Below are 19,570 nucleotides of genomic sequence, written 5' to 3' on the forward strand. Positions count from 1 at the left end.
TACAGACAACAAGGACAGGATAGCAAATTGAAAGGGTATGCAAAAGAGGAACTTACCCTGCCGCAGATGCGGCAGGGCAGGGATTAACGAATGGTTTTTGGCGTCATGACGCGACGCGCGCCGACGTAATGACGTACCCAGTAATCTTCGCTGAGCGAGGTGATCTGAATGTCCTGACCGCTGCGCGGAGACTGGATGAATTTCCCGTTGCCGACGTAGACGCCCACGTGGTCAGCCGTACCGCGACCCTGCGTGCGGAAGAAGACCAGGTCGCCGTTTTCCAGCTCACCCCGGTTAACCGGTGACGCATCGCGCAGGTGATACATCTCATTGGCGGTACGTGGAATACGGAATTTAACCAGATCTTTGTAGGCGTAATAGACGAGGCCGCTGCAGTCGAAACCGGTACGCGGCGAACTGCCGCCCCAACGATAAGGCTTGCCAATCTGCCCCATCAGTTTATTCATCGCGGTTTTTTGCGCTTTTTGCACACGCACTTTATGCACATCCGCCAGCTTTGTTACCTTCGTGCATTTTGCTTTATGGCCTTTACGGGTAATGCATTTTTCTGTAACGAGGTTAGCGGCGGTCTGCGAAGCTTTATTTTTGGCGGTGCGGGTAGTGCGGGAAGATTTTGTTTTCGTCTTGCTGGAAGCGGTTTGTTTAGTCTGAGCGGTGGTTTTTTTCTTGTCGTTCTTGCTGCTGGTTTTTTTCTTACGTTCTGTGGCTTTCACCAGATGGCTTTTTTGTACAGCAGATTGCCGCGCCTGCTGAGAGGCGTTTGCCGCTGGCGTTAACGTGAGTGATGTAAACAGTAAAGCACAGAGCGTGATCGAGATTTTAGTTATCCGCGCCACTGGGCAGTCCCCTGATATATGCAGGTCATCAATAATACCCGCGTGTGATTTACAAAGCCCGTCGATTCTAATCCATAAAAACCCGAGAAGTTAATAGCATTTTTCAATCTAAAAACGTGTTTCGTTAGCAAGTGCAAAAAAATTCATCGTTCTGACGCACAATTGTTCACTCCCTAAGCAAAACCCTGACGGGCGAAGGGGTAAACACCATTTGCAATGCAACTTTTGTGGAGTCGGGGTAAAATATATAAACGTGACGAAAATGTTATTTTCCGATGCCAGCCTGACCCGCTACAATGTCAGACTACTGCCGTAACAGAAGTTAAAGGAAGCAAGACATGAGCACCACTATTGAAAAAATCCAGCGCCAGATCGCTGAAAACCCGATTCTGCTGTATATGAAAGGTTCTCCGAAGCTGCCAAGCTGCGGCTTCTCCGCGCAAGCGGTTCAGGCGCTGTCAGCCTGTGGTGAGCGTTTTGCTTACGTTGATATCCTGCAGAACCCGGACATCCGCGCTGAGCTGCCAAAATACGCTAACTGGCCGACCTTCCCGCAGCTGTGGGTAGACGGCGAACTGGTGGGCGGCTGCGATATCCTGATTGAGATGTATCAGCGCGGCGAACTGCAGCAGCTGATCAAAGAGACGGCGGCGAAGTACAAAACGGAAGAGCCGGACGCTGAATAATTTTCTGCGTTAATAAAAAAGCGACCTGAAGAGGTCGCTTTTTTTATTCTTCACTGTCGCCCATCGGCAGCGGCCAGCCGCCCAGACGCTTCCAGCGGTTGACGATCTCACAGAACAGCTCTGCGGTGCGCTCCGTATCGTATAAGGCGGAGTGCGCCTGGGTACCGTCAAACGGTATACCCGCCGTAATGCAGGCTTTGGATAAAACCGTTTGTCCCAGCGCCAGGCCGCTTAGCGCGGCGGTGTCGAAGGTCACGAACGGGTGGAAAGGGTTGCGTTTGAGCGATGCGCGTTCGGCTGCGGCCATGGTAAAGCTGTGATCGAAGGTGGCGTTATGGGCTACCATGATAGCGCGGCTGCAGTTGCTCTCTTTCATGCCTTTACGCACCATTTTAAATATGGCGTGCAGCGCATCATATTCACTGACTGCACCACGCAGCGGGTTATGCGGATCGATACCGTTAAACGCCAGCGCCTCCGGCTGTAAGTTTGCCCCTTCGAAAGGTTCAATGTGGAAATGCAGCGTGGTGTCCGGTGTAAGCCAGCCCTGTTCATCCATCTTCAGCGTGATGGCGGCAATTTCGAGCAGCGCATCGGTTTTAGCGTTAAATCCGGCTGTTTCTACATCAATGACAACGGGATAAAAACCACGAAAACGGTCGCACAGACCGCTAAATTGAGCGTTATCGGACATCAGGGTCTCTTACAAGGGGAAAAAGCAGTGCGCATTATGGCAAATTTTGCAGGGTGATGCAGTAAAACTACGGGCGCATGTTGCGCCCTGAGGGATCAGTTGCCCAGACCGCGACCCGCGTCTTTGGCTTCAATCAGCTCGATTTTATAACCGTCCGGATCTTCAACAAACGCAATCACGGTGGTGCCGCCTTTTACCGGGCCGGCTTCGCGCGTGACGTTACCGCCGTTGCTGCGAATGCGTTCACACGCCTCGGCCGCGTTGTCCACTTCCAGCGCGATATGGCCGTAGGCGGTGCCCAGCTCATAGCTGTCCACGCCCCAGTTGTAGGTCAGTTCAATGACCGCTTCATCCGTTTCCGGGCCGTAACCCACGAACGCCAGCGAGTATTTGTATTCCGGGTTTTCGCTGGTGCGCAGCAGCTTCATGCCCAGGACGTTAGTGTAGAAATCGATAGAACGTTGCAGATCGCCAACGCGCAGCATGGTGTGAAGTAGGCGCATAATTTCCTCATTAACCAATGGAATAGACTATTTTTTTGAACAGAAACGATGTTTTAGTATAGCGGCGAAGTGTCGCCGCTATCAATGAACAATGGCGAGATTACAGTGAAGGGTAGTCGGTGTAGCCTTCCGCGCCGCCGCCGTAGAAGCTCTCAGGACGCTGCGGGTTCAGGGCCGCTTTCTGCTGCAGTCGAGCAACCAGATCCGGGTTGGCAATATAGTCGCGGCCAAACGCCACGGCGTCGATCAGCCCTTTATTAATCAGGTCTTCAGCTTTCTCAGGGGTATAAGCACCCGCACCGATGATCACCCCGTGGAAGCGTTCGCGCACTTTCTGACGGAAGGCTTCCGTATAAGGCTTACCGCCGGCCCAGTCCGGCTCGGACAAGTGCAGATAGGCAATGCCGCGTTTCGCCAGCTCTTCAATCAGATACAGCGCGTCCGCTTCTTCATTCGGACCGTTGTCGACGTTCTGGAACGTACCGATTGGGGAGACGCGGATACCGATACGGTCCGGGCTCCACTCCTGACAAACGGCGTCAACCACTTCCAGCACCAGGCGGGCGCGGTTTTCGACGCTGCCGCCGTACTGGTCGGTACGATGGTTAGACGACGGTGACAGGAACTGGTGCAGCAGGTAACCGTGCGCGGAGTGCAGCTCAACCAGGTCAAAACCGGCTTCGCGGGCGTTGGCCACGGCCTGACGGAAATCGTTCACGATACCCGGGATCTCATCCAGCTCCAGCGCGCGTGGCGTAGAGGTGTCGACGCGGATCGCGTTGCCGTTTTCATCGCGCAGGGAGGTGCGGGTGTTCGCGTTCAGGGCAGACGCTGAAACCGGCGCCTGACCGCCAGGCTGAATGCTGCTGTGGGAGATACGACCGGTATGCCACAGCTGGACCGCAATGCGACCGTCTTCAGCGTGAACGCCCGCGGTGATTTTCTGCCATGCGGCGATCTGCTCCGGGCTGTGCAGCCCCGGCGCACCCGCATATCCCTTGGCCTGAGCAGAAATCTGCGTGGCTTCAGTGATGATCAGGCCAGAGCTGGCGCGCTGACGATAGTATTCACCCATCAGTGGGGTTGGGATATCACCCGGCTCAATGCTGCGCAGACGGGTAAGCGGAGCCATAAACACGCGGTTTGGCGCGGTGACGGCACCCACTTTTAAGGGGGTAAATAATTTTTCAGCTGACATAACGACTCCTGAGTAGACCAGTCGACTAGTGATAACGAAAATAAAAACGCCTGCTAAGCGCCAGGCGCAGTAATCGTACTTTTCACATGTGCCAGCGCGCTTTCGAGCGGCACGGCACTGCGAGAAATTTTAGCCTGCAGGTTGGCGCCTAACCAGAGGGAGTAGAGCACCTGAGCCTGCGTTAAGGGATCCCCGGGGAAGGCGAGCGTATTTTCTTCGCGCCCCTTCGCCAGCGCCTGCGCCAGCAGGGCGATAACGCCGCTGGCGCCTTTATCCATTGCAGTGCGCATATCTTCTGAGAGATCGCACACTTCGGCAGAGAGTTTAACCGTCAGGCATCCGCTGATAATGCCCTGCTGACAGAACTGGTTCAGCGTTTCCTGGTAGTAGTTCAGAACACGATCCCGATAGTTACCTTCCCCCGTGGCGAAGTGGGTCGCGAGGCGCTGGTGGTAAGCAGCATAGTGCCGCTCCAGCATCGCCACGCCAAAGGCCTCTTTGGACCGAAAGTAGTGATAAAACGACCCTTTCGGTACCTCAGCGGTTTTTAATAGCTCGCTCAACCCCATACCGGTGAAGCCGCGGTGCATGCACAGCCGCTCGCCGGTCGCCAGGAGATGTTCGCGCGTGTCGTGTTCAGTATTTCTGCTCATGGATTCACTCTAATAGACCGTTCGGTCTAATGCAAGCGCTGTTACCGGCGACACGCATTCAGAATGTCCAACTGTTGCTGATAAACGCTTGATTTAACGTCCATCATGCCCAGCACCGTCGAGAATAAATTGTCCTGCGAAACCGCATTTTTTGCTGCGTGGTCGCGTAAACACTGCGCGTTGATGCCAAAGTTTTTCGCATAGTCCGGGGACAGCCAGAACATAAATGGAATGTGCGTCTGCTGCTCCGGCGCCAGCATGTACGGCGTGCCGTGCAGATAAATACCGCTTTCACCGAGCGATTCCCCGTGATCCGAGAGGTAAATCAGCGCGGTGTTCATGTTCGCCTGACGGGCTTTCAGCGCATCAATGGTTTTGCTGACCATGCTGTCGGTATACAGGATGGTATTGTCATAGGTGTTCATCAGCGCCTGATGGTCGCAATCCTGAATTTCGTTGGTGTCACAGGTGGGGGTGAATTTACGGAAATTATCCGGGTAACGGCGATAGTACGCCGGGCCGTGGCTGCCCATCAGGTGGATAACCAGCACCGTGTCCTGCTTCAGACCGTCCAGCACGTTGTCCAGGCGGTAGAAATTCACGTCATCAATACAGGACTGGTCTTTGCAGAACTGATCCAGCTTCCACTGCGTCATGTCGGTATGGGGAATACGATCGCAGGCACCTTTACAGCCACCGTCGTTGTCGCGCCACAGGAGGTTGATACCCGCATGGTTGAGCACGTCGAGCAGCCCTTCCTGATGGTGCGCCAGGTCAGCATCGTATTTGCTGCGCGTCATACCGGAGAACATGCACGGAACGGATACGGCGGTTTCAGTGCCGCACGATGAGGCCTGCGGGAAGTTAATCACATCCTGCTTTTTCAGCTCGGGGTTGGTTTCACGCCCGTAGCCATTGAGGGAGTAGTTCGCCGCGCGCGACGCTTCGCCGATGACCAGCACCAGAACGGTTTTCTTCTGCTGACCCGTAATCAGCGCGCCTTTGTGCGCATCTTCGCCAATCCGCACCAGCGTTTGATCGCCGGCAAACCAGCGCATCTTGCTGTATTTCACCACGGCGCTGACGTAGTTCGCCGGAGTGACCATTTTGACGATGCTTTTGTTATTGCGGAACAGCGACGCGTAATCTTTATAAAACACCGCGGCGATAAGAATAATCACCAGCAGGGCACCGAGCATCGCGGCAACACGCGTCAGCAGGGCGTACCACCATTTGCCGGTACGAATGCGGGTCAGCGCCAGCACCAGGGATGGAACAAGACCGGCTATGACAATCCACAGAATCATCTGCGGGGTCACCAGCGCGGTGGCTTCCTGGGAGTTAGTTTCGAACACGTTCACAATCATGTTCTGATCGATGACCGCACCGTAGGTAAACATAAAGTAAGTTGCCGCAGCGCACCCGACAGTTAAGACGATCATCAGCGGCTTACGGATATACGGGATATTGAGCAGGCTAAATACAATGACCCAGCCACAAAACAGCACCACCGGCACGGATGCGGCGAAGAGAATATCGTGCAGATGCGCAGGGGCAATAATGGCCCAGCTGCGCTGGATAAACAGCCCGTTAAGCAGAGTAAAAAAGAGTGCACAGCCCAGAGTAAATTTTATGTCGTTACATTGTAACTTTTTACTTAACCACATCGATCGTAAAACCTGTCATTGTCATGATGTGGCGAGTATAGAGAGGGAAGATTAGTGAAACCTTAATGCCACAAAACTGTGGTAAAGCCCTTGCACGCGGCGCTTTTAGCGTCTTCACTGTAGGTGAGAGAGGTAAACCGGAGGTGAGTGTGGCAGAGCAACTGGAGTTTTTCCCCATCCAGAGCCCGTGCCGGGGGATTTGTCAGTCAGATGAACGCGGTTATTGCCGCGGGTGCATGCGTACCCGTGACGAGCGTTTTAACTGGCAAAACTTCAGCGACACGCAAAAGCAGGATGTGCTGCGCCTCTGCAGACAGCGACTTCTGCGCAAAATCCGCGCAAACAAAGCCTCTGAGACCGAAGAACCTCAGCAACCTTCACTGTTTTAATGCGGTAATTGCGTATACTCAAGACATCACGTCCTTGAGGAAAATGTTATGGTTCAGCGTATTACCCTTGCCCCCCAGGGGCCAGAATTCTCCCGTTTTGTGATGGGCTACTGGCGCCTGATGGACTGGAATATGTCCCCCCTCCAGCTGGCAAGCTTTATTGAAGAGCATATCGATTTAGGCGTAACAACCGTCGATCATGCGGATATTTACGGTGGCTATCAGTGTGAAGCCGCCTTTGGCGAGGCGCTCAAGCTGGTTCCGGCACTCCGGGAGCGCATGGAGATCGTTACCAAATGCGGTATTGCCACCACGGCCAAACCGGAGCATGCCCTCGGCCACTACATCACCGACAGCGCCCATATCATCAAGAGCGCCGAGCAGTCGCTGGTCAATCTGGCAACCGATCGTATCGACCTGCTACTGATTCACCGTCCGGACCCGCTCATGGATGCCGACGAGGTGGCGGAAGCCTTCCTGAGTCTGCATCAGAGTGGGAAGGTGCGTCACTTCGGCGTCTCCAACTTTACCCCGGCCCAGTTTGCGCTGCTTCAGTCTCGTCTGCCGTTTACGCTCGCCACTAACCAGGTTGAGATCTCCCCGGTGCATCAGCCGCTGCTGCTGGATGGTACGCTCGACCAGCTGCAGCAACTGCGCATTCGCCCGATGGCCTGGTCGTGCCTCGGCGGTGGACGCCTGTTTAATGATGATGCGTTCCAGCCGCTGCGCAATGAGCTGGAAACCATCGCCCGCGAGCTGAACGCCCAGAGCATAGAGCAGGTGGTTTACGCCTGGATCCTGCGTCTGCCGTCAAAACCGCTGCCGATTATTGGCTCCGGGAAAATTGAACGCGTCCGTTCCGCGCTGGCCGCCGAAGAGCTGCAGATGACCCGCCAGCAGTGGTTCCGCATCCGCAAGGCCGCGCTGGGTTACGACGTGCCTTAAACCGCAAGAAGGTGACTTTCCGGTGAAATCTGTGCCCCTGGTATACACTTAAGGGGCAAAAAATAACCAGCGGAGGTCATATGAAGCGTTTTACTCTGGCATTGGTCACGCTGGTTGTTTGCGCAGGGGCGCAGGCAGCCAGCGACGAAGTAGAAATGAATCTCGTCACCTCACAGGGTGTGGGGCAGTCCATCGGGACGGTGAAAATCACCGAGACCGATAAAGGGCTGGAATTCGCACCCGATCTTAAAGCACTCCCGCCGGGCGAACACGGCTTCCATGTTCATGCCAAAGGGAGCTGTCAGCCAGCCATGAAAGAGGGTAAACCGTCGGCAGCGGAAGCAGCAGGGGGCCACCTCGACCCGCAGAATTCAGGCAAACATGAAGGGCCTGATGGTATGGGACACCTGGGCGACTTGCCGGTGCTGGTGGTGAACAATGACGGTAAAGCCACGGATCCGGTCGTGGCCCCGCGGCTGAAAAAGCTGGATGAGGTTAAAGGCAAAGCGCTGATGATCCATGTGGGCGGCGATAACATGTCCGATCAGCCTAAACCGCTTGGCGGCGGCGGGGCGCGCTATGCCTGCGGCGTAATCTGATCCCCAATCGTTCCCGGCGGGGGCGCCTGTTCCAGCTGCGACAGCGAGCAGTGCAGGCGCCAGATTATCGAGGCCAAATCGCGCGCTGCGGGAAGATGATGCCGGGCAAGGGTGTCGCAGATCCGCTGCAGTTCAGCCAGCGTGGCCTCCAGAGGCCGCTGCTGAACGCCGCGCTCGCTCATCACATCGCGTAGCAGAGAGATACACACATCACGTACCTGCGACAGCGGATCGGAGCGCGTTTCCCATGCGCGAAGCTGCCAGACCACGTGCGAGCAGTTCAACAGCACCACCCCCCAGCGCAGCAGCCAGCGTCGGGACAGCGCGTCCTGGCTGTTATTTAACTGGCTGACGTGGTGATAAACCAGCGATTCATACTCGCTTTCTTGCAGATGCGGCTTGCGGCTGAGCTGGTCGACAAACCCTCTGCGCAATTCACGGATATGTCGACGGCTTTTGCGTGCGTCAGAGCCGGGACGCAACACCGCGAAGGCCAGCCACGCCAGCCCGACGCCAAGAATCTTTGCCAGGTTGTCATTCAGAAAAGCGGCGTAATCATAAACCGGCGGATTCGTCACGGAGATAAACGAGCCCATAAAGACAATCAGCTGCCCCCACAGACCCGCCAGTTTCGGCATTTGCAGCTTAAGGAGCTGCATCGTAGTTAACAGCGGAAACAGGAACAGCAGAAACTGCCAGAGATCGCTTATCTGTACCATCAGGCCAAACTTCACCACAAAACTGAACAGTGATAGCAAAACAAGCGTTCGCAGCAGCAGCGTAAGCGAGTTAAACGGCGAGGCCGCGACGGAGTAAAGTACGCAGCTGATAGCGGCAAGCGTTAACGCCGCCGAGCCTGACTCCCACTGCGTGGTAATGCTCCACGCCCCCACCAGCATCAGTGCGCTGAAGGTGCGAAAACCGCTCCACAGCGCTTCCAGATAATCGGTGTGACGTGCGAGAGCCGGGCTGCCGGGAACGGCGAACTCCGTGACCGGGGTAGCATTCTCTACCGCCTTAATCCAGCGGCTGCTGCGCAGGTATAGCCGACAAAAGTAATTCAGCCGCTGCCAGAAGGCGCGATGGCGATAATCAAACTCATCCACCGGGGCGAGCGGGGCGATGATCTTCGCGACGGTATAGATGTCCGCATCCGGTCGCGCGAGCGCCGCGAGCAGGGTTTCGATTACCGCGCGGGTGTTTTCTGGCGGTGTCGGCCAGTTGAGCAGCATTCGGCGCAGGCTGGAGATAGCGCTGGTCATGCGCAACTGCTGGTGCAATAAATAGTTAAGCAGCGTGTTCTGACGGCGAAAACGGTAATGGCTCCAGAACGCCTGAATTCGCAACAGATTCATGGTCAGGATCTGCCCGATAACCCTTTCATGCGCGAGGCGGATGTCATCGCTGGTATCCGGTTGCCACAGCAGGCTCGCATGTTCCAGCAGCCGGGTATGCATGGTTTTCAGCGCAGTGATAAGCGCAGTGCCGTCAGAGGTGCTGGGCAGGATCATCATCATAAATCCGCCGCAGAGGATCCCGACAATGACTTCGCAGACGCGCGCCTGTGCGATATCCCATAGCTCGGTGGTGTCGAGCACGTTGACGACCGGGAAGGCGATAATGGCGGCGGTATAGCCCGCCAGCTGGAAAGCATAGGCCACGTTATTGGTGAAATGGGCGCAGGCCCAGGTACAGCAACCCAGCCATGCCGCCATGCTCAGCAGGAACAGCCACGGATCGTTCAGCGTGTGGCCCGCGATAATTAACGCCGCGGTGGCACCCAGCAGGCTGCCTGCGATACGGCCAAGGCTTTTGCTGATCACTCCGCCAACGGTCGGGAAACTCACCACCGCCGCGGAGGTCATCGCCCAGTAGGGTTCGTCCAGGTTCAGGTAATAGGCGACTGTCAGCGCCAGGCACATGGCAATGCCGTTACGCAGCGCGTAGCGCCACTGGGGGCGCGTCGCTTTCATCCACGGCGTGTTTTGCCAGGAGAGCGCCTGCAGCTTCATTAACGGGTTCCGATAGAGACAGTGCAGGTGGTGCCGGAAACCAGAGTGATGTCCTCGGGTAAACGGTCAAACTCCACGCGCACAGGCACGCGTTGAGCAAGGCGCACCCACGGTACGTTCGGCTTGATGTCCGGCACCAGCCCGGAATCCGTTTCAACGCTTTGATCGTAAATGGCGCGGCCAATGCTGGAAACGTGACCCTGTAACTTTTGCGTGCCACTATACAGCGTTATGGCGGCGGGTGCGCCTTCATGTATATGCCGAAGCTTGGTCTCTTCGAAATAGCCCACGACGTAGAACGAGTGGCTGTCGACAAGAGCAAAAACCGGCTGACCGGCGGTGGCGTAGTTACCCACTCGGGCAGAAAGGTTAGTCACCCATCCATCTACAGGTGCGGTAATCACGGTTTGGGTTAATTCCCACTGTGCCTGCTTAAGCGTCGCCTGGGCTACGTTGACGCTTGCCTGCATGGCCTTGACGTTAAGGTTGGCGGTATCCAAATCTTCCGCTGAGATGTAGTTTTGCGATAAATGACGGCGGCGATTGGCTTCGTTATTGGCCTTCGCCAGGTCTGACTGGGCTTTTGCCAGCTGCGCCTGGGCATTCAGAACGGCAATATGGTAGGGGGTATCGTCGATACGAAACAGTTCCTCTCCCTTTTTAACATACTGGTTATCCTTCACCTTGAGCGTGGTAATGCTTCCCGACACCTGGGGGGTGATGCTGACCTGCTCGGCGCGAACTTTGCCGTCACGCGTCCAGGGGGACTGCATATAAAAATTCCAGAGCCACCAGCCGGCGATCAGCGCGAGGAAAAGGACAAACAGGGTGGAAAAGTACTTCAGCGTTTTCAGAGGCATATTCACCACACGGTCAAAACAGCAAGGCCCAGACTGACACAGAGGGCGAACAGGGAGAGATCCATCAACATGGGATGCCAGATTTCGCCGGAGTACATCCAGTCGCGAAGCAGGCGATGCGCGATGAGCCAGAGAACAAAGCCCACCAGCACGGCTTTAAACAGGGGAGGAAAGTAGACTGACGCACCGAAGATCAGGTCCTGAAGGGGTAAACCTTCTGAGCGATGAAAAAAGATCACAGGCAGAAATCCTTTGCAGTGAACAGAATGCCGCGTTGGCTTGTCTGAGTATGAAGAAGCATCATAATTCAGTGTAAGTCATACTTTTGAGTCCGATGAATGCAGTATTGCATTTGTTTTGCCAATACAAATGCTGCACACTATTCTAAAATCAGTATAATAACTTAGCAAGCTAATTATAAGGAGATGAAATTGGAATCGCCATTAGGTTCTGATCTGGCAAGGTTGGTACGCGTCTGGCGTGCTCTGATTGACCATCGCCTGAAACCTCTGGAACTGACGCAGACGCATTGGGTCACGTTGCACAACATTCATCAGCTGCCGCCCGACCAGTCGCAAATTCAACTGGCTAAAGCGATAGGCATTGAGCAACCGTCGCTGGTGCGCACGCTTGACCAACTGGAAGAGAAGGGACTGATCTCCCGGCAAACCTGCGCCAGCGATCGTCGCGCCAAGCGCATTAAGCTGACGGAGAAAGCGGCGCCTATCATCACTGAAATGGAAGCGGTGATCACCAAAACGCGCGGTGAAATCCTTTCAGGGGTTTCACCGACGGAGCTGGAAATGCTCATCAGCCTCATTGCGCGCCTTGAGCAAAACATCCACGAGCTACAGTCTCGCGACTGACCAGACAACACGGCCTTGCATCTGCAAGGCCTTGTTTTTACTTAAAGACAACAACGCGGTTACGGCCCGTCTCTTTCGCTTCATACATCGCCTTATCGGCACTTTCCACGCACGCTTCTGCGCTTACCGACGAAGAGGTTGCCGTAAAAACCCCCATGCTGATGGTAATCGGCTCTGGTAACTGACCCTCGCTGCTAATTTTATCAAAACCGCTTAGCTTCAACCGAATGCGCTCCGCCACCAGATATGCGTCTTCTGCGGAGGTGTTTGCAAGCATCAGGACAAACTCTTCGCCGCCGATTCGCGCTGCAATATCCTGCGGACGTACGGAGTCCATCAGCAGATTGGCGACAAACTGCAGGACTTTATCTCCCTGCAGGTGACCGTAGTTGTCGTTGATACGCTTGAAACGATCGAGATCGCTGACGATAACCGAAACCGGGCGGCTGGGTTTGGCGATGCCCAGCGCCTGGTTTAACGATTCATAAAAATAGCTGCGGTTATAAAGGCGCGTGAGCGGATCGCGAATCGAATTTTGATACGACTGCTGATACTTCAAATGGGAGTCACGATACAACCTGAAGACATCATAGAGCAGCACAAAAATAATAATCAGCGTCGCGACGGTTTCAAATAATCGGGCGCGATACCAGGATATATCTTCTGCATGTCCGCCTACCAACAGCATAGAGAGCGTGACGACATAGCAGACACACAGAAAATTACCCCCTACCCAGAACATATTACGCACGCGCGTAATAAGCATCAGCGTGGCTAGTGTCACGACCCAGAGAACGATTAATGAAATATTAATGCTGTGGCTCCAGAGAACCATAAATTGCCGCGTTTCATTATCAACCAAATCGAGGGATAAAAACGGGGAATGGCTGGAATACATCCAGGCCAGAATCACCATACATGCGGTAAAAAGAAATGAACCGCTAACGATGATAATATGCGCCAACCGTGAAAGGGACAGATTGCGCGTGGGATAAAGTAATGCCGAAACCATCATCAGCACCGCCATTAAGAGGTGGCGGAACATATAGTAGATCATCGCATCGTTGTAGTTCACAACGTTGAATTGATAGAGATCCAGCCACGCCGGAAAGCTGGTCAATGTTCCGACCATCAGCAAGGCCGAACCGGCAAAGGCAAATGAGATGGCAATCAGATAGAGCCGCCGCTTATCACACCAGTATTTCATTGCCATAAAGCAGGCAATAAACAGGTGAAACACGAGTAAAAAAATGGTGAGTGTGGGGAACAAAAGAGGCGAAAAGGATGGTACCCAGTCAACCAGTTTTGAAAATAAAACCTGTAATATTTCGATGACAACAAAGCAACCGAAACAGAACGAGATATAACGACCTTTTACAGAACGACTATTCGCAAGCATATAAAATTTTACAAATTAAAATAATTATGAAGAGATGATTGCGAAGAGTTTAATCAATTAGCACGCTAAATACTTTGCGCAGAAACAATATATGGTGCGTTTAATAATGTGTGGGGTGAATGTATTTTATAAATATATTTGTGAGGGTGATATATATTGTAAATGGATGTGGCCTGATGACCACATCCATTTTTAATTAACGCGGAGAAACGGTAACCTGGCTGCCGTTGCTCGCCAGCACGACGCGTTGACCCGCAGAGAAGCGGGTGTTGCCCTGCTTCTGAACAACCATAATGGTGCTGCCGTCGTCTTTACGAATTTCCAGCTCTACGCCCTGGGTTTTGTTCATCGCGCCTTGAACGCCCTGACCCGCGACACCACCCGCAACAGCGCCCGCTGCGGTTGCCAGAGAACGGCCCGTGCCGCCGCCAACGGTATTACCCAGGAAACCACCCAGTACAGCACCGCCGATTGCGCCCATCACGTTGTTTTCATCACCACCCTGAATTTGTACAGGACGGGCGTTAACAACGGTACCGTAAGTCACGCTCTGAACCTGTTTTGCTTCAGAAGCGCTGTAAACGTCGCCAGACAGCGAGCTGTCGTTCACACAGCCGGCCAGGGTTAAACCAATCAGCGAAACGCCCAGTACACGTACAATCATTTGAATCTCCTGTTCACCAAAAACGCCCATCTGGAGGCATCCGTTATGGCTAAATTATATGGCATAAAGAGCCATAGTTCATATCTTTGCACTAACAATAAGAAAATTGTACTTGAATTTGACTTAACGAGACATAAACAGGAGCCACTCGTCATACCGGCAAGAGATTGTTAAAAAATATTATCGTCGGATGGCAAAGGAGCGCTGTTTATGGTTGAGTGGATATCCTTAGCCCACGCAACGTAAGGAAAGCGCATGAAATCGGGTCGCTACATTGGTGTGATGTCGGGCACCAGTCTGGATGGGGTAGATGTCGTTCTGGCCGCCATTGACGAACATATGGTGGCACAGCAGGCGAGCCTGACCTGGCCAATCCCCCTTTCGCTGAAAGAGGACATTCTGAGCATCTGTCAGGGGCAGCAGTTAACCCTCTCCCAGCTTGGTCAACTTGATGTTCGGCTGGGGGCGCTGTTTGCGGATGCGGTGCAGGCGTTAATGCAAAAAGAACACCTTCGTCCTCAGGATGTGGTCGCCATCGGGTGTCACGGACAAACCGTCTGGCATGAGCCCACTGGCGACGCGCCGCATACGTTGCAAATCGGCGATAACAACCAGATTGTGGCAAAAACGGGCGTCACGGTGGTCGGCGATTTCCGTCGTCGTGATATTGCGCTTGGCGGACAGGGCGCGCCGCTGGTGCCTGCCTTCCATCAGGCTTTGCTGGCGCACCCTACAGAACGCCGCATGGTGCTCAACATAGGCGGGATTGCTAACCTCTCGATGCTTATTCCAGGGCAGCCCGTTCGCGGCTACGATACCGGCCCGGGAAATATGTTAATGGATGCCTGGATCTGGCGGCAGTGCGGTCAACCGTATGATAAAAACGCCGAGTGGGCGAGCGAGGGTAAAGTGGTTCTCCCGCTGCTGCAGTCCATGCTCAGCGACCCTTATTTTGCCTTACCGGCGCCGAAAAGCACGGGACGAGAATACTTCAACTTTGGCTGGCTCGAGCGCCAGCTTGCACTGTTCCCGGCACTCGCCCCGCAGGATGTCCAGGCGACGCTTGCCGAATTAACGGCCGTGTCGATCTCTGAGCAAGTGCTGCTCAGCGGCGGCTGCGAACGCCTGCTGGTGTGCGGCGGGGGAAGCCGAAACCCGCTGGTGATGGCGCGTCTTGCCGGGCTGCTGCCGGGCACCGAGGTGACGACGACGGACGAGGCCGGCATCAGCGGGGATGATATGGAAGCGCTGGCTTTCGCCTGGCTTGCCTGGCGCACTATCGCAGGGCTGCCAGGGAATTTGCCGTCGGTAACCGGCGCGCGCGAGGCCAGCGTCCTCGGGGCGATTTTCCCTGCAAATCCTCGTCATAATCAGAGTTAACTGAAATTCAGCGCGGCGCCTCGTCGTTAGAATGGAATAAAACAGGGGGGCAGCCATGCCCTCCAGGACCAGGAAAGTCTTCGGAATACGCCCATGAAAAAACTTCTTCTTATTGCCGCGCCTTTATTGCTGTCAGGATGCAGCGTCTATAACCAGTTCCTTGAGCGCATGCAGACCGATACGCTGGAGTATCGCTGCGATGAAAAACCGCTGACCGTGAAGCTGAATAACCCGCGTCAGGAAGCCAGCTTCGTTTACGATAACAAGCTGCTAACCCTTAAGCAGGGTATCTCGGCCTCCGGGGCGCGTTATTCGGACGGCATCTATGTCTTCTGGTCGAAAGGCGACAGCGCCACGGTCTACAAACGAGACCGCATTGTGCTGAACAACTGCCAGCTTGAAAATCCGAAGCGTTGAGATTTTTACAGGGGCGGCGCACAATAGCGCCACCTAATCTCAAGATCAGCTAACGCCATGTCAGATAACGACGAACTGCAGCAAATTGCGCATCTGCGCCGTGAATACACCAAAGGCGGCCTGCGTCGCCAGGATCTTCCCGCTGAACCCCTCGTGCTCTTTGAGCGCTGGCTGAAACAGGCCTGCGACGCGAAGCTGGCCGACCCAACGGCCATGGTCGTCGCGACGGTAGATGAAAACGGTCAACCGTATCAGCGCATCGTCTTGCTTAAGCATTACGACGAGAAAGGGCTGGTGTTCTATACCAATCTGGGCAGCCGCAAGGCGCACCACTTAGAAAACAACCCGCGCATCAGCCTGCTGTTCCCGTGGCATATGCTTGAACGTCAGGTGATGGTCACCGGGAAAGCGGAACGTCTCTCGACCCTTGAGGTGGTGAAGTATTTCCACAGCCGCCCGCGCGACAGCCAGATTGGTGCCTGGGTGTCAAAACAGTCCAGCCGGATCTCTGCCCGCGGCGTGCTGGAAAGTAAATTCCTGGAGCTGAAACAGAAGTTCCAGCAGGGGGAAATTCCGCTGCCGAGCTTCTGGGGCGGCTTCCGCATTCCGATTGAGCAGATGGAATTCTGGCAGGGCGGTGAGCATCGCCTGCATGACCGCTTTTTATACCAGCGCGAGAATGGCGGCTGGAAAATCGACAGACTGGCCCCGTAATCCCCGAAATTTGTTGATTTAAGCGCTAGCGCACACCGCGCTTGCGCTTTATTCTATGGTCCTTTCGCATCAGGCGAAAAGTCGTGTACCGGCAAAGGTGCAGTCGTTTATACATGGAGAATTTGATGGCAAGCAGTAACTTGATTAAACAATTGCAAGAGCGGGGCCTCGTGGCCCAGGTGACGGACGAGGAAGCGTTAGCAGAGCGACTGGCGCAAGGCCCGATCGCGCTCTATTGCGGCTTCGATCCCACCGCTGACAGCTTGCATTTGGGGCATCTTGTTCCATTGTTATGCCTGAAACGCTTCCAGATGGCGGGCCATAAGCCTGTTGCCCTGGTGGGCGGCGCGACCGGTCTGATTGGTGACCCGAGCTTTAAAGCCGCGGAGCGTAAGCTGAACACCGAAGATACCGTGCAGGAGTGGGTGGATAAGATCCGCAAACAGGTTGCACCGTTCCTCGACTTCAACTGTGGTGATAACTCTGCCATTGCTGCTAACAACTACGACTGGTTTGGCGGCATGAACGTGCTGACCTTCCTGCGTGACATCGGCAAGCACTTCTCTGTTAACCAGATGATTAACAAAGAAGCGGTCAAGCAGCGTCTGAACCGTGACGATCAGGGTATCTCCTTTACCGAGTTCTCCTACAACCTGCTGCAGGGCTATGACTTTGCCTGCCTGAACAAGCTGCACGGCGTCTCTCTGCAGATCGGCGGCTCTGACCAGTGGGGGAACATCACCTCCGGTATCGACCTGACCCGTCGTCTGCATCAGAACCAGGTCTTCGGCCTGACCGTTCCACTGATCACCAAAGCAGACGGCACCAAATTCGGTAAAACCGAAGGCGGCGCGGTGTGGCTCGATCCGAAGAAAACCAGCCCGTACAAATTCTATCAGTTCTGGATCAACACGGCGGACGCAGATGTTTACCGCTTCCTGAAGTTCTTCACCTTCATGGACATTGCAGAGATCAATGCGCTGGAAGAGGAAGATAAGAACAGCGGTAAAGCGCCGCGTGCCCAGTACGTGCTGGCGGACGAAGTGACCAAACTGGTTCATGGTGAAGAGGGCCTGGCCGCGGCAAAACGCATCACCGCAAGCCTGTTCAACGGTACGCTGAGCGATCTGAGCGAAGCGGACTTCGAACAGCTGGCGCAGGACGGCGTGCCGATGGTTGAGATGGAAAAAGGAGCTGACCTGATGCAGGCGCTGGTGGACTCTGAGCTCCAGCCTTCCCGTGGTCAGGCGCGTAAAACCATCGCCTCCAACGCTATCACCATCAACGGTGAAAAGCAGGCTGATCCGGAATACACCTTCGTTGACGGCGATCGTCTGTATGGCCGCTACACGCTGCTGCGCCGCGGTAAGAAAAACTACTGTCTGGTCTGCTGGAAGTAAGTAAAAGTCTCGAGGGGCGTGGGAAACCACGCCCTTTTTGTTTGTTCAGGGTTTGGTAAGAAAAAGATGAAGAACATCCTCGCCATTCAGTCCCACGTTGTGTTTGGACATGCTGGCAATAGCGCAGCGGAATTCCCGATGCGCCGCCTCGGTGCCAACGTCTGGCCTCTCAATACCGTGCAGTTCTCTAACCACACGCAATACGGCAAATGGACCGGCTGCGTGATGCCGCCTTCGCATCTCACAGAGGTTGTGCAGGGTATTGCGGATATCGACCAGCTCAAGCGCTGCGACGCCGTTCTGAGCGGCTACCTCGGCTCAGCGGAGCAGGGGGAACACATCCTCGGCATCGTGCGTCAGGTGAAAGCGGCAAACCCGGCGGCAAAATACTTCTGCGACCCCGTCATGGGACACCCGGAGAAAGGCTGCATCGTGGCGCCTGGCGTAGCGGAATTTCACGTTCGCCATGCGCTGCCCGCCAGCGATATCATTGCGCCCAACCTGATTGAGCTGGAGATCCTCTGCGAGCATCCGGTTAACAGCGTAGAAGAGGCTGTACGCGCGTCTCGCGAGCTGATAGCCCAGGGGCCGGAGATTGTGCTGGTAAAACATCTCGCCCGCGCAGGGCTGACTCAGGAGCATTTTGAGATGCTGCTGGTGACGAAAGATGACGCATGGCATATCAGCCGTCCGCTGGTGGATTTCGGCACGCGTCAGCCGGTGGGCGTGGGTGATGTGACCAGCGGGCTACTGCTGGTGAAACTGTTGCAGGGTGCAACGGTGAGAGACGCGCTGGAGCACGTGACGGCAGCGGTGTACGAAATTATGATTGCGACGAAAGAGATGCAGGAATATGAACTGCAGGTGGTCGCGGCACAGGATCGTATCGCGAAGCCGGAGCACTATTTCAGCGCCACACGGCTATAATCGTCCAGAGTTCGTAGGCCGGGTGAGCGTCAGCGCCACCCGGCAACACAGACGCCTCGCTTAATTCAACCCTTCCGCTTTTAGCGCCGCGGCCACCGCTGGACGCTCCGCCACGCGCGCCATATACGATGCGATGTGGTCCAACCCTTCCAGGTTCAGCTTAACCGCACGCGCCCAGCGCAGTACGGTAAACAGGTACGCGTCGGCAATGGTGAAGCGTGAACCACAAATCCACTGATCGTCTTTCAGCGATTCGTTAACATACTGCAGCTTTTTCTCCAGCAGAGCTCGCACGGTAGGCTTGTACTCTTCCGGCGTATCCGGGCGGAAGAGGGGGGTAAAACCTTTGTGCAGCTCGGTGGCGATATAGTTCAACCACTCCAGCGTTTTATAACGTGCGACGCTGCCGGTAGGGGCAAGGAGCTGGCGATCCGGTACGTTGTCCGCCAGGAACTGCATAATCGCCACGCCTTCGGTCAGCAGAGTTCCGTCATCCAACAGCAGGGCCGGAACCTGCCCTTTTGGGTTAATCGCAAAAAAGTCATCCCCGTTTTCCAGTCGCTTTTTCATCAGATCAACGCCATCCAGCGTGAAATCTTTGCCGCTCTCGCGCAGGGTGATATGGGAAGCAAGAGAGCACGCGCCCGGTTTGTAGAACAGTTTCATCGGTAACTCCTTTTTGCTGAGGTTTCAGCTATGTTAGTGCGCGAAGGGACAAAAAAAAAGCCGCTAATCTCTTA

Annotated in this window: 22 protein-coding genes; 10 read left to right on the forward strand and 12 right to left on the reverse strand. The window is 54.9% G+C overall.

Features of this window, described 5'->3' with window-relative positions:
• Nucleotides 1-83 precede the first annotated feature (83 nt).
• Nucleotides 84-857: a C40 family peptidase gene (locus APT89_RS15815; protein WP_028012893.1), complete on the reverse strand. Its 774-nt coding sequence runs from the start codon at nucleotides 855-857 to the stop codon at nucleotides 84-86.
• A 338-nt stretch (nucleotides 858-1,195) separates the two neighbouring features.
• Between APT89_RS15815 and grxD the strand changes: the two genes are divergently transcribed.
• Nucleotides 1,196-1,543: a monothiol glutaredoxin 4 gene (gene grxD, locus APT89_RS15820; protein ID WP_003832760.1), complete on the forward strand. Its 348-nt coding sequence runs from the start codon at nucleotides 1,196-1,198 to the stop codon at nucleotides 1,541-1,543.
• Between the two features lie 43 nt (nucleotides 1,544-1,586).
• Here the strand turns inward: grxD and rnt are convergent, their stop codons facing one another.
• The 5 genes from rnt to eptA form a co-directional block, all read right to left on the reverse strand.
• Nucleotides 1,587-2,237, reverse strand: a complete 651-nt coding sequence (rnt, locus tag APT89_RS15825) for a ribonuclease T (protein WP_028012894.1) — start codon at nucleotides 2,235-2,237, stop codon at nucleotides 1,587-1,589.
• Between the two features lie 95 nt (nucleotides 2,238-2,332).
• On the reverse strand, nucleotides 2,333-2,740 hold the full coding sequence (gloA, locus tag APT89_RS15830; protein ID WP_013096923.1) for a lactoylglutathione lyase: 408 nt from the start codon (nucleotides 2,738-2,740) through the stop codon (nucleotides 2,333-2,335).
• Nucleotides 2,741-2,840: 100 nt separating this feature from the next.
• A complete protein-coding gene (nemA, locus tag APT89_RS15835; RefSeq protein WP_060572914.1) occupies nucleotides 2,841-3,938 on the reverse strand; it encodes an alkene reductase in 1,098 nt (365 codons plus the stop codon).
• 53 nt (nucleotides 3,939-3,991) lie between these two features.
• Nucleotides 3,992-4,591 (reverse strand): TetR/AcrR family transcriptional regulator, encoded by a 600-nt coding sequence (locus tag APT89_RS15840; protein ID WP_059355233.1) that lies wholly within the window; start codon nucleotides 4,589-4,591, stop codon nucleotides 3,992-3,994.
• A 41-nt stretch (nucleotides 4,592-4,632) separates the two neighbouring features.
• Nucleotides 4,633-6,258, reverse strand: coding sequence for a phosphoethanolamine transferase EptA (eptA, locus tag APT89_RS15845; protein ID WP_048960364.1), 1,626 nt, complete (start codon nucleotides 6,256-6,258; stop codon nucleotides 4,633-4,635).
• A 149-nt stretch (nucleotides 6,259-6,407) separates the two neighbouring features.
• On the opposite strand from eptA, the gene APT89_RS15850 reads away from it, so the two are divergent.
• The 3 genes from APT89_RS15850 to sodC all read left to right on the forward strand — a co-directional run bounded on the left by APT89_RS15850 (nucleotide 6,408) and on the right by sodC (nucleotide 8,191).
• A complete protein-coding gene (locus APT89_RS15850) occupies nucleotides 6,408-6,647 on the forward strand; it encodes a DUF1289 domain-containing protein (protein WP_028012898.1) in 240 nt (79 codons plus the stop codon).
• Between the two features lie 48 nt (nucleotides 6,648-6,695).
• The gene (locus APT89_RS15855; RefSeq protein WP_028012899.1) at nucleotides 6,696-7,592 is read left to right on the forward strand and encodes an aldo/keto reductase; all 897 of its coding nucleotides are present in this window, start codon (nucleotides 6,696-6,698) and stop codon (nucleotides 7,590-7,592) included.
• Nucleotides 7,593-7,672: 80 nt separating this feature from the next.
• Nucleotides 7,673-8,191: a superoxide dismutase [Cu-Zn] SodC gene (sodC, locus tag APT89_RS15860; protein WP_045630184.1), complete on the forward strand. Its 519-nt coding sequence runs from the start codon at nucleotides 7,673-7,675 to the stop codon at nucleotides 8,189-8,191.
• Here sodC and APT89_RS15865 read toward each other — a convergent pair.
• Genes APT89_RS15865 through APT89_RS15875 form a run of 3 tightly spaced genes read right to left on the reverse strand, consistent with a single transcriptional unit; the run spans nucleotide 8,170 to nucleotide 11,302 of the window.
• Complete coding sequence (locus tag APT89_RS15865) at nucleotides 8,170-10,203, reverse strand: FUSC family protein (protein ID WP_060572915.1); 2,034 nt, start codon at nucleotides 10,201-10,203, stop codon at nucleotides 8,170-8,172. The two genes, sodC and APT89_RS15865, sit on opposite strands and share 22 nt — an antisense overlap.
• On the reverse strand, nucleotides 10,203-11,063 hold the full coding sequence (locus APT89_RS15870; RefSeq protein WP_060572916.1) for an efflux RND transporter periplasmic adaptor subunit: 861 nt from the start codon (nucleotides 11,061-11,063) through the stop codon (nucleotides 10,203-10,205). Before APT89_RS15870 ends, APT89_RS15865 begins: the two co-directional genes overlap by 1 nt.
• 2 nt (nucleotides 11,064-11,065) lie before the next feature.
• Entirely contained in the window at nucleotides 11,066-11,302 is a 237-nt protein-coding gene (locus APT89_RS15875) for a DUF1656 domain-containing protein (RefSeq protein ID WP_041910333.1), read from the reverse strand.
• A gap of 186 nt (nucleotides 11,303-11,488) precedes the next feature.
• Here APT89_RS15875 and slyA point away from each other — a divergent pair, with 186 nt between their 5' ends.
• Nucleotides 11,489-11,929, forward strand: coding sequence for a transcriptional regulator SlyA (gene slyA, locus APT89_RS15880; RefSeq protein WP_028012904.1), 441 nt, complete (start codon nucleotides 11,489-11,491; stop codon nucleotides 11,927-11,929).
• Nucleotides 11,930-11,966: 37 nt separating this feature from the next.
• On the opposite strand, the gene APT89_RS15885 is transcribed toward slyA, so the two are convergent.
• Together APT89_RS15885 and slyB are read right to left on the reverse strand one after the other, a co-directional pair.
• Nucleotides 11,967-13,328, reverse strand: coding sequence for a sensor domain-containing diguanylate cyclase (locus APT89_RS15885; protein ID WP_060572919.1), 1,362 nt, complete (start codon nucleotides 13,326-13,328; stop codon nucleotides 11,967-11,969).
• A 196-nt stretch (nucleotides 13,329-13,524) separates the two neighbouring features.
• Complete coding sequence (slyB, locus tag APT89_RS15890) at nucleotides 13,525-13,992, reverse strand: outer membrane lipoprotein SlyB (RefSeq protein WP_028012906.1); 468 nt, start codon at nucleotides 13,990-13,992, stop codon at nucleotides 13,525-13,527.
• Nucleotides 13,993-14,247: 255 nt separating this feature from the next.
• Between slyB and anmK the strand changes: the two genes are divergently transcribed.
• The 5 genes from anmK to pdxY all read left to right on the forward strand — a co-directional run bounded on the left by anmK (nucleotide 14,248) and on the right by pdxY (nucleotide 18,830).
• Nucleotides 14,248-15,372 (forward strand): anhydro-N-acetylmuramic acid kinase, encoded by a 1,125-nt coding sequence (gene anmK / locus APT89_RS15895; RefSeq protein WP_028012907.1) that lies wholly within the window; start codon nucleotides 14,248-14,250, stop codon nucleotides 15,370-15,372.
• Nucleotides 15,373-15,465: 93 nt separating this feature from the next.
• On the forward strand, nucleotides 15,466-15,789 hold the full coding sequence (gene mliC / locus APT89_RS15900; RefSeq protein ID WP_028012908.1) for a C-type lysozyme inhibitor: 324 nt from the start codon (nucleotides 15,466-15,468) through the stop codon (nucleotides 15,787-15,789).
• A gap of 57 nt (nucleotides 15,790-15,846) precedes the next feature.
• A complete protein-coding gene (gene pdxH, locus APT89_RS15905; RefSeq protein WP_028012909.1) occupies nucleotides 15,847-16,503 on the forward strand; it encodes a pyridoxamine 5'-phosphate oxidase in 657 nt (218 codons plus the stop codon).
• Nucleotides 16,504-16,628: 125 nt separating this feature from the next.
• Entirely contained in the window at nucleotides 16,629-17,903 is a 1,275-nt protein-coding gene (tyrS, locus tag APT89_RS15910) for a tyrosine--tRNA ligase (protein ID WP_028012910.1), read from the forward strand.
• A gap of 66 nt (nucleotides 17,904-17,969) precedes the next feature.
• Nucleotides 17,970-18,830, forward strand: a complete 861-nt coding sequence (pdxY, locus tag APT89_RS15915) for a pyridoxal kinase PdxY (protein ID WP_060572921.1) — start codon at nucleotides 17,970-17,972, stop codon at nucleotides 18,828-18,830.
• A 60-nt stretch (nucleotides 18,831-18,890) separates the two neighbouring features.
• On the opposite strand, the gene gstA is transcribed toward pdxY, so the two are convergent.
• The gene (gene gstA / locus APT89_RS15920; RefSeq protein WP_028012912.1) at nucleotides 18,891-19,496 is read right to left on the reverse strand and encodes a glutathione transferase GstA; all 606 of its coding nucleotides are present in this window, start codon (nucleotides 19,494-19,496) and stop codon (nucleotides 18,891-18,893) included.
• Nucleotides 19,497-19,570 lie beyond the last annotated feature (74 nt).

The organism is Enterobacter sp. 50588862, from assembly GCF_001462935.1.
Classification (GTDB): Bacteria; Pseudomonadota; Gammaproteobacteria; order Enterobacterales; family Enterobacteriaceae; genus Enterobacter; species Enterobacter bugandensis.

What these genes read in the sequence shown, in the direction of transcription:
- slyA (WP_028012904.1), top strand. Translation starts at nt 11,489, where the DNA reads ATGAAATTGGAATCGCCATTAGGTTCTGATCTGGCAAGGTTGGTACGC.
- APT89_RS15885 (WP_060572919.1), bottom strand. Translation starts at nt 13,328, where the DNA reads ATGCTTGCGAATAGTCGTTCTGTAAAAGGTCGTTATATCTCGTTCTGT.
- mliC (WP_028012908.1), top strand. Translation starts at nt 15,466, where the DNA reads ATGAAAAAACTTCTTCTTATTGCCGCGCCTTTATTGCTGTCAGGATGC.
- anmK (WP_028012907.1), top strand. Translation starts at nt 14,248, where the DNA reads ATGAAATCGGGTCGCTACATTGGTGTGATGTCGGGCACCAGTCTGGAT.
- gstA (WP_028012912.1), bottom strand. Translation starts at nt 19,496, where the DNA reads ATGAAACTGTTCTACAAACCGGGCGCGTGCTCTCTTGCTTCCCATATC.
- pdxH (WP_028012909.1), top strand. Translation starts at nt 15,847, where the DNA reads ATGTCAGATAACGACGAACTGCAGCAAATTGCGCATCTGCGCCGTGAA.
- nemA (WP_060572914.1), bottom strand. Translation starts at nt 3,938, where the DNA reads ATGTCAGCTGAAAAATTATTTACCCCCTTAAAAGTGGGTGCCGTCACC.
- pdxY (WP_060572921.1), top strand. Translation starts at nt 17,970, where the DNA reads ATGAAGAACATCCTCGCCATTCAGTCCCACGTTGTGTTTGGACATGCT.
- tyrS (WP_028012910.1), top strand. Translation starts at nt 16,629, where the DNA reads ATGGCAAGCAGTAACTTGATTAAACAATTGCAAGAGCGGGGCCTCGTG.
- slyB (WP_028012906.1), bottom strand. Translation starts at nt 13,992, where the DNA reads ATGATTGTACGTGTACTGGGCGTTTCGCTGATTGGTTTAACCCTGGCC.
- grxD (WP_003832760.1), top strand. Translation starts at nt 1,196, where the DNA reads ATGAGCACCACTATTGAAAAAATCCAGCGCCAGATCGCTGAAAACCCG.
- rnt (WP_028012894.1), bottom strand. Translation starts at nt 2,237, where the DNA reads ATGTCCGATAACGCTCAATTTAGCGGTCTGTGCGACCGTTTTCGTGGT.
- eptA (WP_048960364.1), bottom strand. Translation starts at nt 6,258, where the DNA reads ATGTGGTTAAGTAAAAAGTTACAATGTAACGACATAAAATTTACTCTG.
- gloA (WP_013096923.1), bottom strand. Translation starts at nt 2,740, where the DNA reads ATGCGCCTACTTCACACCATGCTGCGCGTTGGCGATCTGCAACGTTCT.
- APT89_RS15865 (WP_060572915.1), bottom strand. Translation starts at nt 10,203, where the DNA reads ATGAAGCTGCAGGCGCTCTCCTGGCAAAACACGCCGTGGATGAAAGCG.
- sodC (WP_045630184.1), top strand. Translation starts at nt 7,673, where the DNA reads ATGAAGCGTTTTACTCTGGCATTGGTCACGCTGGTTGTTTGCGCAGGG.
- APT89_RS15870 (WP_060572916.1), bottom strand. Translation starts at nt 11,063, where the DNA reads ATGCCTCTGAAAACGCTGAAGTACTTTTCCACCCTGTTTGTCCTTTTC.
- APT89_RS15840 (WP_059355233.1), bottom strand. Translation starts at nt 4,591, where the DNA reads ATGAGCAGAAATACTGAACACGACACGCGCGAACATCTCCTGGCGACC.
- APT89_RS15855 (WP_028012899.1), top strand. Translation starts at nt 6,696, where the DNA reads ATGGTTCAGCGTATTACCCTTGCCCCCCAGGGGCCAGAATTCTCCCGT.